The sequence below is a fragment of the Candidatus Methylomirabilota bacterium genome, assembly GCA_035936835.1.
Taxonomy (GTDB): Bacteria; Methylomirabilota; Methylomirabilia; order Rokubacteriales; family CSP1-6; genus AR37.
In genome coordinates, this window is sequence record DASYVT010000203.1 from 1 (window position 1) to 14,372 (window position 14,372).

A 14,372-nucleotide genomic window follows, 5' to 3' on the forward strand; every position below is an offset into this window, starting at 1 on the left:
ACCATGGGCTCAGGTGGCTCGAGCCCGCGCACGTCGAGAACGGCCATGTCACCGTCAGCATCCGCGGCGGCGCGGGCGCCCGCGACCGCCTCCGCCGGCGCGGAGGGCTCGCGGTAGAACCAGACGATCCAGTCGTCCGGCGCGCTCTGCTCGGCCCAGTGAGCGAAGCCGCGCTTGCCGAGCGCGGCAAAGAGCGGCACGGGCTCGAAGGGCGCGCGCAGGACCAGCGCCTGCTCCGGAGCCAGCGCCTTGACGGTCGCCATGATCCTGGCGAACGGCTCGTGGCCGCGGCGGATGTCCTCCCGAACGTCGAGGCGGACCAGGTTCGCCGCGGTCACCCGGCGGAGCGCCTGCGGGCGGTCGGCCACGGCGCTTACGCCTTCACGGCCGCCGGCCGGTTGAGCGCATCCAGCAGCGCCTCGAGCGGGACGCCTGCCGAGGCGGCGGCCTCGCGCAGCGTCAGGTGCGCTCCGCAGCAGTGGTTGATCCCCATCTCCTTCATGATGTCGAGCGCTCCGGCGTAGTGGTGGGCGACGTCACCCACCGTGAGATCGGCGTTGACGGGCGCGCCCGCGGCTTGAGCCGTCGCGGGCGACTGAGCGTGGCAGCTGCATTCGTGAGCCATGGTGTCCTTCCTCCTTGAAAGGAAGGTTACTCCACGGCGCTGGAGGCGCCTATGACGGGGATCATAGGTGGTGAAGCAATGGACAAGCGGAGGGGATCAGTGCTGGGCTGCGGCGGGGGGCATGCGGACGCGGCGCCACATATTGACGACGAAGAGCAGCGTGCCCGCCACCTGGCCGAGGCCTCCGGCGGCGATCGCGAGCCGGAGCGCGGGGGCGGGTGAGAGCCCCGCCCACAGCTCGGCCGCGGCGCGCACCGCGGTGGAGACGGCCATCACCCAGTAAACCGCTTCCGCCAGCTCCGGCCGGTAGCGCGTGTCGTCCTTGGCCGGTCGCGGGAACATCCACGTCGCCACGCCCATGACCATCATCAGCATGAAGCCCACGAGAAGCAGGTGGACGTGGGCGGTGATGAAGAGCCTGGGCGGGTAGCGGCCTGCAAGAAACTCCGCGACGATGATCCAGCCGCCCAGGATGAGGCCGGCCAGGAGGAAGACGAAGCTCGTCTTGATGTAGCGGCGCACCAGCGGCGTCACAGCGCCTCAGTCCCCGGGCTCGCCCGCCGCGATGTCGGCGAGCGCCGTCTTGTCGACGATGACGAGGCGGCCGCCCTCGTCGATGACGAGCCCCGTCTTGAGCCAGCGGCTCACGCTGCGGATGGCGGTCTCCACCGTGGTGCCCGTCATGTCGGCGAGGCTCTGCCGCGTGAGATGGAAGGGCAGGGCCAGCCCGGCCTTGGTGCGCGCGCCGTCGCGCTCGGCCAGCCGGAGGAGCGTCGCGGCCAGCCGCGCCTCGACAGGGTCCACGGACAACGACTTGACCGAGTCGTGGGCTTCGCGCAGCCTGCGCCCGATCATGAGCGCCATTTCCTTGATCACGACCGGGTGTCGCTCGCTCGCGGCGATCAATGCGTCGGCCGGGATCTTGAGCACGGTGGTGGGCTCGAGGGCCTGGGCGGCGGCGGGATACGGGCGCTTTTCGATGACGGCGACGCCGCCGAAGATCTCTCCGGGGCCCAAGAGCTCGAGCACGACGTCCTTGCCCGCGCTCGAGTGCCTCACGATCTTCACGCGCCCCGACGCGACCACGCAGAGCCAGCGCGCCGGGTCGCCCTCCATGAAGACAAACTCGCGCGCCCGGTATGTGTCCTCGCGGGCTGCGCCGGCCAGGGCCTCGAGCTCCTTGGCCGGCAGCCCGGCGAAAACCGGGTTGGACTTGAGCGCCGTCACCCGCTCGCCCGTGGGCATGGCGAGACGATAGCACGGTGCGCAGTGATCACTCCGTCCAGGGAGGCGGCCATGCATGTCAGCGAGTTGAGGTGGACGCCGCGTGCTCCAAGGACATCGCCGATATCGTCGTCTCCTACCCGTGACCGGCGGCCGGCGGGTCCGTGCGGCGCTCGAAGAGCAGGGTGACCACGCCCGCCTCGAGGTGTCGCTCGCGGATGTCGGTGAAGCGAGTGAGCAGGTCGAGCATGCGCCTGTTGTCGGCGAGCACGTAGGCGGAGAAGCGGTGGATGCCCCGCGCCTCGGCGGCGTCGAGCAGGTGGTGCAGGAGGATCGCGCCAAGGCCCTGGCCCTGGAGGCCGTCCTGGACCACGAAGGCGACCTCGACCGTGTCGGGGTCCTCGGTGGGCTCGTAACGGCCCACGCCGACCAGCTCCGGGGAAGAGGCGGGCCCGCGCTCCGCCACGAGCGCCAGGCGGCGCCGGTAGTCCACGGTGGCGAAGAGGCGCGCCCAGTCAGGCGGCAGGCGCTTCATGACGGTGAAAAAGCGCTGGTAGGCGCTGTGGCGGCTCAACCGGTCGTAGAAGTCGATAAGGCGCGGCGCGTCTTCGGGACGTATGGGGCGGAGGTGAAGCTCCGTCCCATCCTTCAGCGTGACGTCACGCTCCAACTCGCGCGGGTAGTCGTCGTGGCTCACGTCGGTATATTCTAGCCCGAAGGGGTGGAGAGTACCGGGCGGTGGCACACATGAGGCGCGCGTGCCCCAGCCAAAACGGTCAAGCGCGGCCCGGCCCGCGCGAAAGGCTCCGGAATCCTTGACGTCGGTGCTTGGCATCAGGGTTGCTCCTGGTCTATGGAGAAGGGAAACGGAATCCTCTGAGAGGACAAACCATGGTCATCGACATCCAGGGAGTGGAGAAGGACACGGCGCTGCGCGCCCGGGCGGCCAAGGTGGTCGGCGCGGCGCTCGAGCACATCAAGCTGGCGCCCATCCGGGCGAAGGTCACGTTCTTCGACGACAACGGCCCCAAGGGCGGGCTGGGCATGCGCTGCGCGATGGACGTGCGGCTGCCCTATCGCCCGGCGATCCGCGTCGAGCAGGTGGCCGAAACGACGCGGCTCGCCTTTGACGGCGCCTTCGCCGCGCTCGAGCGCAAGTTGGAGCGTTACCGCGAGCGTGACCGTGACATCAAGCGGCGTCCGAAGAAGTACTTCGTCGCCAAGCGTCTGCTGGCAGGCGGGCTTCAGACGCCGACCAAGTCCAGGCGCGTCAGACGGCGGAAGGAGCTCTAGGGCCATGCCTGACGCCATGGGAGCCCGTGCCATGGACATGAACGCGCGCATGATCGAGCTGTCCCGAGTCTCGAAGTCCGACACGCCCGTCGTGAGCGTCTACCTTGATACGCGCTGGAGCGACGAGCACCAGCGGGGTCGCGTCCGCATCTTCCTTAAGAACGAGATCGCCAAGGCGCGGGAAGCTCGCAGCCGCCGCGCCGCCCCGGGCGATCTCGACTGGATCCAGTCCGCGGGCGACGAGCTGGTCTCCCAGGCGGCCGCCCCCGACACGCGCGGCGTGGCGCTCTTCGCCTGCGAGTCCTCCGGGCTGCACGAGCTGCTGCGCTTCCGCGTGCCGTTCGCCAACGCCTTCGCCGTGGAAGACACGCCGTTCCTGGCGCCGCTGAGCTCGGCCGTCCAGCAGACGCCCTCTACCCTCGTCGCCTTCGTGGACACCGAGAGCGCCCGCCTGATGCACGTGTCCCGCGGAGGTCCTGGCGACGAGGTCACTCTCGCGACCGACATGCCGGGGCACCACAGCCGGGGCGACGAGTGGGTGCAGTTTGCGCAGTCGCGCTACGAGCGGCATATCCGTGAGCACCGCGGTCGTCACTTCGCCGCGGTGGCCGAGAGCCTCGGCCAGCTCATCGACGCGCATGGTGTGGAGCGCATCGTGCTGGCCGGGGAGCCCAGGAACGTATCCGCGTTCCACCGCGAGCTGCCGCCGCGGATCGCCGCCCACATCGTCGGCGACGTCTCGGCCTCCCGGCACGAACCCTCGAGCGTCATCGTGGGCCGCGCCCTCGAGCTGGTCGGGCACCTCGATGCCTCCAGCGATGTCCCGGCGGTGGACGCGGTCCTGACCGAGGCGGCCAAGAGCCGACAGGCGGTGGCCGGGATGGAGGAGACGGTCGAGGCGGTCAACAGGGGAGCGGTCCGTCGGCTGTACGTGCTCCGCGGCGAGCGCGGTCCGGCGAGCGCCTGCCCCGGGTGCGGCGCGCTGTTTCCCGGTGTGGCCGAGGACTGCCGGCTCTGCGGCAAGGCGCTTCAGGAGGTGGAGCTGGGCGAGGCCCTTGTCCACCGCGTGCTCGCGGCGGGCGGTACGGTGGACACCGTCGAGGCGCACCAGGGCTTGGCGGCGGTCGGCGGCGTGGCGGCTTTGCTCCGCTACCCGCTCTGAGAGTCGCGTACGGGAGCGGCTGATGACGCCCCAGACATTTTGGGCCGCGCCGGCTGACGTCGCGCTGGCCGACGCCGGCAGCTCGGCCGCGGGCCTCACGTCCGAGGAGGCGGGCGCGCGTCTCAAGCGCGTGGGGCCCAACGAGCCCGCGCCGCCGCGGCGCTTCGAGGCGCTGCGCGAGCTCGGCGCCTTCCTGCTGAACCCGCTGGTCTTGATCCTGCTCGTGGCGAGCGCCGTGTCGGCCGCCTTCGGCCAGGTGGTCAGCTCCCTGATCATCGCCTGCATGGTGTTGCTGAGCGTCGGACTCAATTTTAGCCAGACGTATCAGTCGCAGATGGCGGCGCAGCGGCTCCGCGACCGGGTCGGCCAGCGCGCCACGGTCCTGCGCGACGGGCGTGCGCACGAGATCCCGGCGCGCGAGGTGGTGCCCGGCGACGTCGTCCGGCTGTCGGCTGGAGACCTCGTGCCGGGTGACGGTCGGCTGCTGTCGAGCAAGGACCTCTTCCTCAACGAGGCCGCGCTCACGGGCGAGTCTCTGCCGCGCGAGAAGCACGCCGACGCGGCGCTCGGGCCCGGGACGTCGCTCGCGGAAGCCCCCACGGCCGTGCTCCAGGGCACGTCCGTGGTGAGCGGTCTCGGCGAGGCCGTAATCGTCCATACGGGTGCCCGAACCGAGTTCGGGCAGGTGGCGGCACAGCTCGCCGGTCGGGCACCGGAGACGGAGTTCGAGCGCGGCACGCGCCAGTTCGGGATGCTCATCCTCCAGGTCGTGCTCCTGCTTGTCCTGTTCGTGTTCCTCGTCAACGCCCTGGTCCGGCGCGACCCGCTCGAGTCCTTCCTCTTCGCGGTGGCGCTGGCCGTCGGGCTCACGCCGGAGCTCCTGCCCATGATCGTCTCGGTGACGCTGTCGCGCGGCGCGGTGCGGATGGCGCGGAAGAAGGTCATCGTCAAGCGGCTGGCCGCCATCGAGAACTTCGGCAGCATGGACATCCTCTGCTGCGACAAGACGGGCACGCTGACGGTGGGCGAGATCTCCGTCGCGCGCCACGTTAACGCGCGCGGCGAGGAGGACGAGGCGGTGATCCGCCTGGCCGCCCTCAACAGCGCCTTCCAGACAGGCCTCAAGAGCCCGATGGACGAGGCCGTCCTCCGTCACGAGCATCCCGACGTCGCCCGCTACCACTCGCGCGACGAAATCCCGTTCGATTTTCAGCGGCGCCGGATGTCCGTGGTCGTCGAGGACGGCGGCGAGCGCCTCCTGATCACCAAGGGCGCGCCCGAGAGCGTGCTGCCGGCCTGCGGCGCGCTCGAGCTCGCCGGAGCGTCCGCTCCGCTCGACGCGGCGGCGCGTGCCGGGATCGAGGCGCTGTTCCGGAGCCTCTCTGCCGACGGCTACCGTGTCCTCGCGGTCGCGTACCGGCCCGTGCCGGACCAGACCGCCTACGGCATCGCCGACGAGCGGGAGCTCCGGTTCGTTGGGTTCGCCGCTTTCCTGGACCCGCCCCGGGAGGGCGTCGCGGAAATGCTCACCGCGCTCAAGGCCGATGGTGTCACGGTCAAGATCATCACGGGGGACAACGAGCTCGTGACCCAGCATATCTGCCGGCAGGTCGGCCTCGACGCCGACGAGATCGTGCTGGGAGACGCGGTCGAGCGCATGTCCGACCCGGCGCTGGCGGCCGTGGCCGAGCGGACGCAGGTCTTTGCCCGCGTGTCGCCGATGCAGAAGAACCGCATCATTCTGGCGCTGCGCTCGCGCGGCCACGTCATCGGCTGCATCGGCGACGGCATCAACGACGCGCCGGCGCTCCGCAGCGCGGACGTCGGCATCTCGGTGGATACGGCCGTCGACGTGGCCCGCGACGCGGCCGACATCATCCTGCTCGAGAAGCGGCTGGATGTGCTCCATGACGGGGTGGTCGAGGGGCGGCGGAGCTTCGGGAACATCATGAAGTACGTGCTGATGGGCACCAGCTCCAACTTCGGCAACATGCTGAGCATGGCTGTGGCGTCGCTCTTCCTGCCCTTCCTGCCCATGCTGCCGCTGCAGATCCTGCTCAACAACTTCCTCTACGATCTCTCCCAGGTGCCGATCCCGTCGGACCGCGTGGACGCCACCTACACGCTCAAGCCCAAGCGCTGGAACGTCGCCTTCATCCGGCGCTACATGCTGGTGATCGGGCCGCTCTCCTCCGTCTACGACTTCCTCACCTTCGCCGTCATGCTCGGCGTCTTCCACGCCGACGAGCGCCTGTTCCGCACCGGCTGGTTCGTCGAATCGCTGGCGACCCAGACCCTGGTCATCTTCGTCATCCGCACCGCCGGGCGCCCGTGGCAGAGCCGGCCGGGCGCCGGCCTGGCCTGCGGCGTGTGCGCCTGCGTGGCGACGGGCGCCATCATCCCGTTTACGCCGCTGGCGCCGTGGCTCGGCTTCACGCCGCTGCCGCCGCTCTTCTTCGCCATCCTCGTGCTGATGGTGGTGACCTACCTGGGGCTCGTCGAGGTCGTCAAGCGCTGGTTCTATCGCCGCTACCCGGCCTAGGCGGAGAGTGCGTCGCCTCGAACAAAGAGCGGCCCGGAGATCGGGCCGAACAACATCCCGGCTTCGCTCACCGCCTTTGGCGCGCCGCCGCGGCGGGTCACCGTCACCGTGGTGCGTCCGTCTCCGGGTCAGCGCCTCTTTAAGAACGGGCTGCTGACGGTCAGCCTGCCCAAAACGCCGGCCGCCAAGGGCACGATGATCCCGATCAAGACGGAATAACGTCTGGGGCGTTGCCGCTTTCTCGAAGAGGTCGCGCTCGCCGATCAAGCGTTCAGCCTGTCGGGGCGCCGCCGCCCCAGCCGGGTGAGCGCGACCCCACCGCGCGCCGCGGCCGCCCGCCGCAACTCGATGATTCTGTGGGCGTGTAGCGCCGTTGAACCGTGGCACCCGCCTTGCTATCTGGGTATGATGGCCGCGCTCGACCCGGCTACGCAACGCACAGGAGGCTTTCGATGACGGCAGGCAAGGGACAGCTGGACGCGGACAGGAGCAGCGAGTTTCGTGGGCTGCTGCGCGAGGCGCGCCAGCAGTTGCTTCGCACCGTGGTGGTGACGGACGGCGAGCTCGCTTCGCTGTCGGCGCACGAGCCCGGCGCGCTCGTCGAGGATTCGGCGCGGGGCGTTATGGCGGACCTGCTGGCGCGCCTCGAAGGTCGAGAGCGCCACGAGCTCGACGAGATCCAGGCCGCGCAGGCGCGGCTCGAGACGGGCAGCTTCGGCGTGTGCGAGGACTGCGGCGGCGCCATCCCGCTGCCGCGGCTGCGGGCGGTGCCCTGGGCGCGTCACTGTCTCGGCTGCCAGGCCAGGGACGAGCGGCGATGATTGCGTGGGCGCGCGACGTGAGGGCGGCGTCCGTGGCCGCGGCGATCGCCCTGGCGGCGACCGTGGCGTTCGGGCAAGATGGTACCGCGCTCGCCTCGCAGGGCAAGCGCCTGTTCACCGAGCAGGGCTGCTATGGCTGCCACACGATCGGAAAGGCCGGCACACCCATCGCGAACGACCTTTCGCAGGTGGGCTCGAAGTACCCGGAGAGCTACCTGCGCCAATGGCTGCGCGAGCCCAAGCAGCAGAAGCCGCGGGCGCACATGCCGAAGATCGACATGGCCGACGCGGATGCCGGGGCAATCGCCGCCTACCTGGCTTCCCTCAAGTGACGCCATGACCACTTTCCGCCGCATCCTGCATCCAACGGACTTCTCGCGAGCCTCGGCACCGGCCCTTCGGCGCGCCGTGGCTCTGGCGAGAGCGTGCCGCGCGCCGCTCGTGCTGCTCCACGTCATGACGCCGCCGTTCCCTTTCATAGGTGAGGGAGCGCCGCCGAGCGGCTACGCCGACCTGCTCATCCTGGCTCGCCGCTCCGCCAGGCGGCGGCTCGCCGCCGCCCTCGCCCGCGTCAGGCGCGAGCGCGTGCGCGGCCAGGCGATCTTCGCGGAGGGGCTCCCGGCGGACGAGATCCTGCGCGCGGCGCGGCGCGCGCGCGCCGACCTCATCGTGATGGGCACGCACGGGCGAACCGGCGTGTCGCGCGTCTTCATGGGCAGCGTCGCCGAGCGCGTCGTGCGCGAGTCGCGTTGTCCGGTGCTGACGGTGCGGGCCCATGGCCGCTGACCCGGCCGCCGACGGTCTCGCGCGGATCCTCGTGCCGACGGATTTCTCCGCGGGCTCCGAGCGCGCATGGGCCGAGGCGGGTCGGCTGGCCGCGCGGCTCGGCGCCGAGCTGGTGCTGGTTCACGTGCTGGTCGAGGCTCCGCTCTACTCGGAGGGGCGCTTCACCATGAAGCAGGCGCGCGGCGTCTTCGATGCGGCGCGCGCGTGGGCCGTGAAGACACTCGGGGAGTGGACCGCGACCGCCGCGGCCGCGGGCCTCTCCGCGCGCTGGGTCCTGCGGACCGGCGTGCCGTACAAGGAGATCGTTGGGGCGGCGGCCCGCGAGCGCGCCGATCTCATCGTGATCGGGACGCACGGGCGGGGCGGCCTCGATCGCGCGCTGCTCGGCAGCGTCGCCGACCGCGTGATCCGCCTCGCGCCGTGTCCGGTCGTGACCGTGCGGGACACGGAGTAGGGCATGGCGGACCGATCGACGGAGCGTTGCGGGGCGGTGCGCGACTGGATGACGAAGCAGCCCGCCACGGTGGCGCCGGACTCCTCGATCGGCGCGGCGCTCGCGCGCATGCGCCGCGCCGAGGTGCGTCACCTGCTCGTGGTGGAGGCCGACCGGCTGGTGGGCATTGTCTCGGACCGGGACTGGCGTCGGACTGAAGCCGGCGAGACGCCGGGCGGTTGGGAGGGCCAGCCCGTGACGCGCATCATGACCGAGGACCCGGTGACGGTGGCGCCGGAGACGCCGGTCACGGTCGCCGCGCGCGTGCTGCTGGAACGGAAGATCGGCTGCCTGCCGGTGCGCGACGGCGAGACCATCGTCGGCATTTTCACCATCTCGGACGCGCTCGAGGCGCTCCTCTCGGCGCTCGAGTAGGAACGGAGACGACATGGGCATCCGGAAGAGCTACGGCAAGAACAAGAAGAACGATCGCCCCATCTCTGCCATCGCGGTGAAGCGGGAAGAGATCCTCCGCCGCGCGCGACGGCGACCTCGCAAGCCGTGAGCATCGGGTCATCCGCTTGCTCGGAGTCGAGGACATGAAGATCAGCGAGATCCTGCTTCCGACCGACTTCTCGACCGCAGTCGAGACGGCCGCGCTGGTCGCGACGGCGATGGCGCGGGAGGCCGGCGCGCGGCTGCACGTGGTGCACGTCGTGCCCCCGGCCACCGACCCGTCACCGGGCTCGGAGCAGTTGACGCGGCTCGGCCGCCAGCTCGGCACGGGACTCGCCGTCGAGCTCGCGCTCCTCTCCGGCCGCGCGGCCCGGGAGATCACGGCGTACGCGCGCGACAAGGGCATCGACCTCATCGTGATGAGCACCCACGGCCGCACGGGCGTGAGCCGGACCCTGCTCGGCAGCGTGGCCGAAGCCGTCGTGCGGCTCTCGCCGTGCCTCGTGCTGACCGTGCCTATGGCGTTGCCCAAGGCCGCGATGCGCGCGGCATCGACGGCGCCCGCCTTGCCCCAGCGCTGCATCGTTTGCGCGGGCCAGACCGACGACCTCGTCTGCGAAACGTGCCGCGCGCGCATCCGGGGCGAGGCGCTCGAGCACAAGATAGAAACCGAGCGGGCGGGCCGCCGCGGGTCCTCGGCCTGACACCAGGGCCCCGCTAACTCGGCTCGGCCGCGTAGGCTGGTGAGCCCGGCTCGAGCCGCCCGATTTGACTTCTCCCGCCGTCTGTCGGAGTATCCGGTGACATGGCTGGCCGGGACTACGACGCCATCATAGTGGGCGCCAGCTTTGCCGGCTTGGCGGTGGCGCGCCGGCTCACCGGGCGCGTCCTCCTCCTCGACCGAAACGAGGTCGGCGCGGTACAGACGTCGGCCTGCGGCACGCCGCTCTGGGTTCCACAGGCGCTCGGCGTCGCCGACAGCGTGCTCCAGGTCCACGACAAGCTCACCGTGCGGGCCCCGACGCGCACCGTTACCTACGACCTCTCGGCGGTGCCCTTCTGCACGTTCGACTACAAGCGCTTCTGCGAGGGGCTCCTCGAGCAGACGCAGGCGCGTTTCCTCAGGGCCTCCGTGACGGGGGTCGAGGACGGCGCGGTGCTGACGAGCGACGGGCGCTTCACGGCGCCGGTGATCGTGGACTGCTCGGGCTGGCGGGGCGCCCTCGTCAACAGCGGCAGCGGAGCGACGCCTGCGCGCGGTGACTTCTCATTCGGGCTCGAGACACGGACCGCGCTCGAAGACGAGGGGCTGTCCTTCTGGCTCGACGGCAGCCTGATTCCGCGCGGGCTCGGCTGGATCTTCCCCGTTGGCAAGGGCAGCCTCATCGGGCTCGGTTCCTACGTCGGGCTGTCCAAGCTCAAGCCGGCCCTCGAGCGCTTCCTGCGTGACCGCGGCACGGTGGCGACCACCTACCACGGCACGTACTTCCCGAACCGCCTCTTCCGCCCGACCGTGGGACGGCTCTTTGCCGTCGGCGATGCGGCCGGCCAGTGTCTGCCGCTCACGGCCGAGGGCATCAGGCCGGCGCTGTACTTCGGGGTCGAGTGCGGGCGCATCATCCAACAGATCTTCGAGGGCCGCGTGGGTCTCAGCGACGGGCTCGAGCGCTACCGCGCGCTCGTGGACCGCTATCGCCGCGCCTACCGCATCCTGCGGCTGGCGCAGTGGGCGGCCGAGCATGTCCCGACCCACTGGTTCGTCGCCCTCACGGGGCTGGCCGCGCGCCACCCAGTGCTGCCGCGTTGGTGGCCGCGCTACGGCTGGTTCGGGCGCTTCGATCCCGACCCGTCGCCGGTGGCGTGAGCGCGCGGGGCGTGACCGAGAGGCGGCTCTGACCACCCGCACGCGGTGGGCGCTGGCGCTGGCCGTCACCCTCGGCGTGTGCGCGTATTTCGCGTGGCTCGTCTGGACGGACGCGCCCGCGTACCGCTTCGCCTACCGCCTGTTCCACGACAACCAGTACATGAAGGAGAAGCTGGTCGAGTGGGGAGCGCTGGCGCCCCTCATCTTCATCCTGATCCAGGCCTTGCAGGTCGTCATCGCGCCCATCCCCGGCGAGGTGACCGGCATTCTCGGCGGTTTCGTCTTCGGTCAGTGGATGGGGCTCGTCTATTCGACGATCGGGCTCACGGCGGGCTCGCTCCTGGCGTTCGCGCTCGGCCGGTGGCTGGGCGACGCCTACGTGCGGCACCTCGTCAGCGAGGAGACGTGGAACAAGCTCGGGTTCATTGTGGAGGCCGAGGGCACGATTCTCTGCTTCATCATCTACCTCATCCCGGGGCTGCCCAAGGACATCGTCTGCTATCTCTTCGGGCTGTCCCCCATGCCCTTCTGGGTCTTTGCCGTGGTCTCGACGCTCGGCCGCATCCCCGGCACCTGGGTGCTGTCGGCCCAGGGGGCCCAGACCGCCACGGGGCACTATATAGAGGTAGCCCTCCTGACGGCGGCCGTCGCCGCTCTCGCCGTGCCGGCCTACTACTATCGCCACCGCATCGTGGCCTGGTTCGAGGGACGGACCCAGGATGACGAAGCGCAGGACGGGGAGAACACGCAGGATCAGGGCGGCAAGCCGGGTAAGAAGCGGCGCAAGCGCCGTCGGCGGCGCGGAGCGGGCTCCTGAGGCGGTCCCCACAAGACTTGACAGGGTCCGGCAAGCCGGGGTACAGTCGGCGGCACTTTCTCCATGGGAGGTTGTGAGTTGGTGAATCGGACGGGGAGCGGTACCGCGCAGGGCTGGTGGCGGTATTTTTACTTTACCCCCGTCTGCCCGCTGGCTCCCATGAGCTGAACCGAGGAGCCACGGGGCGGACCTACCGCCGGCCCGTGGCGAAGACAGACACCAGACGCCGCGGGTTACGGACCCGCGGCGTTTTCCATTTCGAGACAGGAGAAACGGACATGATCATCGTGCTGAAGCCGGGATCGAGCGACGCGGACATCGAGGACGTGTCGCGCCGCGTGCGGGACATGGGCTTCAAGACCCATCTCTCACGCGGGGAGGTCCGCACCATCGTCGGCGTGGTCGGCGACGACCGCGCCAAGGAGCAGCTGCTGGCGCTGCAGTCGCTCGACTGCGTGGAGAACGTGGTGCGGATTCTCCAGCCCTTCAAGCTGGCGAGCCGCGAGGCTCATCCTGACGACACCCAGTTCAAGGTCCACGGCGTGCCCATCGGCGGCACGCAGCTGGTCGTCATGGCCGGGCCCTGCTCCGTCGAGTCGCGGTCGCAGATCATGGCCGTCGCCGAAGGCGTCAAGGCGGGCGGCGCACAGGTTCTCCGCGGCGGCGCGTTCAAGCCGCGGACCTCGCCCTACGGCTTCCAGGGGCTCGAGGAGGAGGGGCTGAAGCTCCTGAGCGAGGCGAGCAAGGCGACCGGCCTTCCCGTCGTCACGGAGGTCATGGAGCCCGACAAGGTGGACGTGGTGGCCCAGCACGCCGACATCCTCCAGATCGGCGCGCGCAACGTGCAGAACTTCTCGCTTCTCAAGCGCGTCGCCGAGTGCGGCAAGCCCGTGCTCTTGAAGCGCGGCATGTCGACCTCGATCCAGGAGTGGCTCCTCGCGGCCGAGTACGTGCTTGCCGGCGGCAACCCCAACGTCATTCTCTGCGAGCGCGGCATCCGGACCTTCGAGACCTCCACACGCTACACGCTCGATCTCAACGCCATCCCCGTGGTCAAGAAGCTCTCGCATCTCCCCGTGCTCGTGGACCCCTCCCACGGCACAGGCCACTGGGAGTACGTGTCCGCCATGGCCAAGGCGGGTCTCGCCGCCGGGGCCGACGGGCTCATCATCGAAGTCCACAACAATCCGGCCGAAGCGCTCTCGGATGGGCCGCAGTCGCTCAAGCCGGACAAGTTCGCCAAGCTGATGGCCGAACTTCGGCCGTTGGCCCAGGTGCTGGGGAGGTCGCTATGATCATCATCCTGAAGTCGGGTATCGGAGACGCGGAGATCGACGACGTCTGCCGCCGCGTGACCGAGATGGGCTACGCGCCGCACATCATTCGCGGCGAGTTCAAGACCATTGTCGCGGCGGTCGGAGAAGAGCGGGGGCGGCCCGATCTCCGCCTGCTCGAGGCGGTCGAGACGGTCGAGTCGGTTATGCCCGTCCAGCAGCCCTTCAAGCTCGCGAGCCGTGAAGTCCGGCAGGAGCCCACCGAGGTGCGCGTCAACGGCGTGGTCATCGGCGGCAAGGCCGTTGTCGTCATGGCGGGGCCCTGCTCGGTCGAGTCGGAGGCGCAGATGGTCGAGGTCGCCGACCGCGTCAAGGAGTCGGGCGCGAAGATCCTCCGCGGCGGCGCGTTCAAGCCGCGGACCTCGCCGTATGCGTTCCAGGGGCTCAAGGAACAGGGGCTCAAGTACCTGGCCGAGGCGCGCAAGCGCACGGGACTGCCCGTCGTGACGGAAGTGCTCGAGACCGAGAGCGTGGATCTCGTCGCTGAGTACGCCGACATACTGCAGATCGGCGCACGCAACATCCAGAACTTCACGCTGCTGCGGCGGGTAGGCGAGATGGGCAAGCCGGTGCTGCTCAAGCGCGGCATGGCGACCAGCATCCAGGAGTTCCTGCTCTCGGCCGAGTACATTCTGGCCGCGGGCAACCCGAACGTCATCCTCTGCGAGCGCGGCATCCGCACGTTCGAGACCTCGACGCGTTTCACGCTCGATCTGAACGCGGTGCCGGTGCTGAAGAAGCTCTCCCACCTGCCGGTCTTCGTGGATCCGTCGCATGGTACCGGCCACTGGGACCTCGTGGCGCCCATGGCCAAGGGGGCGGTCGCCTGCGGCGCCGACGGGCTCATCATCGAGGTGCATCCGAAGCCCGAGGAGGCGCTCTCCGACGGGCCGCAGTCGCTCAAGCCCGCGAAGTTCGCCCAGCTCATGCGCGAGCTTCGTCCCGTCGCTGAAGCGGTCGGCCGGAGCTTGTAGTCGCGGGCAGCAAGCCGGGCCGCGGCGGCGGGGGCGCCGAT

At 70.1% G+C, this 14,372-nt stretch carries 18 protein-coding genes; 13 read left to right on the forward strand and 5 right to left on the reverse strand.

Features of this window, described 5'->3' with window-relative positions:
* The 5 genes from VGV06_18230 to VGV06_18250 all read right to left on the reverse strand — a co-directional run.
* Positions 1-368, reverse strand: a 368-nt coding sequence (locus VGV06_18230) for a DUF2249 domain-containing protein (protein ID HEV2057084.1), incomplete at its 3' end; no start/stop codon positions are given.
* A gap of 5 nt (positions 369-373) precedes the next feature.
* The gene (locus VGV06_18235; GenBank protein HEV2057085.1) at positions 374-625 is read right to left on the reverse strand and encodes a DUF542 domain-containing protein; all 252 of its coding nucleotides are present in this window, start codon (positions 623-625) and stop codon (positions 374-376) included.
* A 96-nt stretch (positions 626-721) separates the two neighbouring features.
* A complete protein-coding gene (locus tag VGV06_18240) occupies positions 722-1,159 on the reverse strand; it encodes a cbb3-type cytochrome c oxidase subunit I (protein HEV2057086.1) in 438 nt (145 codons plus the stop codon).
* Positions 1,160-1,165: 6 nt separating this feature from the next.
* The gene (locus VGV06_18245; GenBank protein ID HEV2057087.1) at positions 1,166-1,870 is read right to left on the reverse strand and encodes a Crp/Fnr family transcriptional regulator; all 705 of its coding nucleotides are present in this window, start codon (positions 1,868-1,870) and stop codon (positions 1,166-1,168) included.
* Positions 1,871-1,985: 115 nt separating this feature from the next.
* Positions 1,986-2,546, reverse strand: a complete 561-nt coding sequence (locus tag VGV06_18250; GenBank protein HEV2057088.1) for a GNAT family N-acetyltransferase — start codon at positions 2,544-2,546, stop codon at positions 1,986-1,988.
* A gap of 194 nt (positions 2,547-2,740) precedes the next feature.
* Here VGV06_18250 and VGV06_18255 point away from each other — a divergent pair, with 194 nt between their 5' ends.
* The 13 genes from VGV06_18255 to aroF (VGV06_18315) all read left to right on the forward strand — a co-directional run bounded on the left by VGV06_18255 (position 2,741) and on the right by aroF (VGV06_18315) (position 14,331).
* A complete protein-coding gene (locus VGV06_18255) occupies positions 2,741-3,142 on the forward strand; it encodes an HPF/RaiA family ribosome-associated protein (protein HEV2057089.1) in 402 nt (133 codons plus the stop codon).
* Between the two features lie 4 nt (positions 3,143-3,146).
* Entirely contained in the window at positions 3,147-4,304 is a 1,158-nt protein-coding gene (locus tag VGV06_18260) for a hypothetical protein (GenBank protein HEV2057090.1), read from the forward strand.
* A gap of 22 nt (positions 4,305-4,326) precedes the next feature.
* Complete coding sequence (mgtA, locus tag VGV06_18265) at positions 4,327-6,846, forward strand: magnesium-translocating P-type ATPase (GenBank protein ID HEV2057091.1); 2,520 nt, start codon at positions 4,327-4,329, stop codon at positions 6,844-6,846.
* Positions 6,847-7,298: 452 nt separating this feature from the next.
* Positions 7,299-7,667: a TraR/DksA family transcriptional regulator gene (locus VGV06_18270; protein ID HEV2057092.1), complete on the forward strand. Its 369-nt coding sequence runs from the start codon at positions 7,299-7,301 to the stop codon at positions 7,665-7,667.
* Positions 7,668-7,699: 32 nt separating this feature from the next.
* Positions 7,700-7,999, forward strand: a complete 300-nt coding sequence (locus VGV06_18275; protein HEV2057093.1) for a c-type cytochrome — start codon at positions 7,700-7,702, stop codon at positions 7,997-7,999.
* A 4-nt stretch (positions 8,000-8,003) separates the two neighbouring features.
* On the forward strand, positions 8,004-8,453 hold the full coding sequence (locus VGV06_18280) for a universal stress protein (protein HEV2057094.1): 450 nt from the start codon (positions 8,004-8,006) through the stop codon (positions 8,451-8,453).
* Positions 8,443-8,907, forward strand: coding sequence for a universal stress protein (locus tag VGV06_18285; protein ID HEV2057095.1), 465 nt, complete (start codon positions 8,443-8,445; stop codon positions 8,905-8,907). The genes VGV06_18280 and VGV06_18285 overlap by 11 nt, the downstream gene beginning before the upstream one ends.
* 3 nt (positions 8,908-8,910) lie before the next feature.
* The gene (locus VGV06_18290; GenBank protein ID HEV2057096.1) at positions 8,911-9,321 is read left to right on the forward strand and encodes a CBS domain-containing protein; all 411 of its coding nucleotides are present in this window, start codon (positions 8,911-8,913) and stop codon (positions 9,319-9,321) included.
* A gap of 164 nt (positions 9,322-9,485) precedes the next feature.
* Positions 9,486-10,046, forward strand: coding sequence for a universal stress protein (locus tag VGV06_18295; protein HEV2057097.1), 561 nt, complete (start codon positions 9,486-9,488; stop codon positions 10,044-10,046).
* 101 nt (positions 10,047-10,147) lie between these two features.
* Positions 10,148-11,206, forward strand: a complete 1,059-nt coding sequence (locus tag VGV06_18300) for an NAD(P)/FAD-dependent oxidoreductase (GenBank protein HEV2057098.1) — start codon at positions 10,148-10,150, stop codon at positions 11,204-11,206.
* 76 nt (positions 11,207-11,282) lie between these two features.
* Positions 11,283-12,023 carry a TVP38/TMEM64 family protein gene (locus VGV06_18305; GenBank protein ID HEV2057099.1) on the forward strand — a complete coding sequence of 247 codons (741 nt, stop codon included), beginning with the start codon at positions 11,283-11,285 and terminating at the stop codon, positions 12,021-12,023.
* A 278-nt stretch (positions 12,024-12,301) separates the two neighbouring features.
* A complete protein-coding gene (gene aroF / locus VGV06_18310; GenBank protein ID HEV2057100.1) occupies positions 12,302-13,318 on the forward strand; it encodes a 3-deoxy-7-phosphoheptulonate synthase in 1,017 nt (338 codons plus the stop codon).
* Positions 13,315-14,331, forward strand: coding sequence for a 3-deoxy-7-phosphoheptulonate synthase (gene aroF, locus VGV06_18315; protein HEV2057101.1), 1,017 nt, complete (start codon positions 13,315-13,317; stop codon positions 14,329-14,331). Before aroF (VGV06_18310) ends, aroF (VGV06_18315) begins: the two co-directional genes overlap by 4 nt.
* Positions 14,332-14,372 lie beyond the last annotated feature (41 nt).

What these genes read in the sequence shown, in the direction of transcription:
- VGV06_18245 (HEV2057087.1), bottom strand. Translation starts at nt 1,870, where the DNA reads ATGCCCACGGGCGAGCGGGTGACGGCGCTCAAGTCCAACCCGGTTTTC.
- aroF (HEV2057101.1), top strand. Translation starts at nt 13,315, where the DNA reads ATGATCATCATCCTGAAGTCGGGTATCGGAGACGCGGAGATCGACGAC.
- VGV06_18255 (HEV2057089.1), top strand. Translation starts at nt 2,741, where the DNA reads ATGGTCATCGACATCCAGGGAGTGGAGAAGGACACGGCGCTGCGCGCC.
- VGV06_18235 (HEV2057085.1), bottom strand. Translation starts at nt 625, where the DNA reads ATGGCTCACGAATGCAGCTGCCACGCTCAGTCGCCCGCGACGGCTCAA.
- mgtA (HEV2057091.1), top strand. Translation starts at nt 4,327, where the DNA reads ATGACGCCCCAGACATTTTGGGCCGCGCCGGCTGACGTCGCGCTGGCC.
- VGV06_18260 (HEV2057090.1), top strand. Translation starts at nt 3,147, where the DNA reads ATGCCTGACGCCATGGGAGCCCGTGCCATGGACATGAACGCGCGCATG.
- VGV06_18295 (HEV2057097.1), top strand. Translation starts at nt 9,486, where the DNA reads ATGAAGATCAGCGAGATCCTGCTTCCGACCGACTTCTCGACCGCAGTC.
- VGV06_18290 (HEV2057096.1), top strand. Translation starts at nt 8,911, where the DNA reads ATGGCGGACCGATCGACGGAGCGTTGCGGGGCGGTGCGCGACTGGATG.
- VGV06_18270 (HEV2057092.1), top strand. Translation starts at nt 7,299, where the DNA reads ATGACGGCAGGCAAGGGACAGCTGGACGCGGACAGGAGCAGCGAGTTT.
- VGV06_18285 (HEV2057095.1), top strand. Translation starts at nt 8,443, where the DNA reads ATGGCCGCTGACCCGGCCGCCGACGGTCTCGCGCGGATCCTCGTGCCG.
- aroF (HEV2057100.1), top strand. Translation starts at nt 12,302, where the DNA reads ATGATCATCGTGCTGAAGCCGGGATCGAGCGACGCGGACATCGAGGAC.
- VGV06_18300 (HEV2057098.1), top strand. Translation starts at nt 10,148, where the DNA reads ATGGCTGGCCGGGACTACGACGCCATCATAGTGGGCGCCAGCTTTGCC.
- VGV06_18280 (HEV2057094.1), top strand. Translation starts at nt 8,004, where the DNA reads ATGACCACTTTCCGCCGCATCCTGCATCCAACGGACTTCTCGCGAGCC.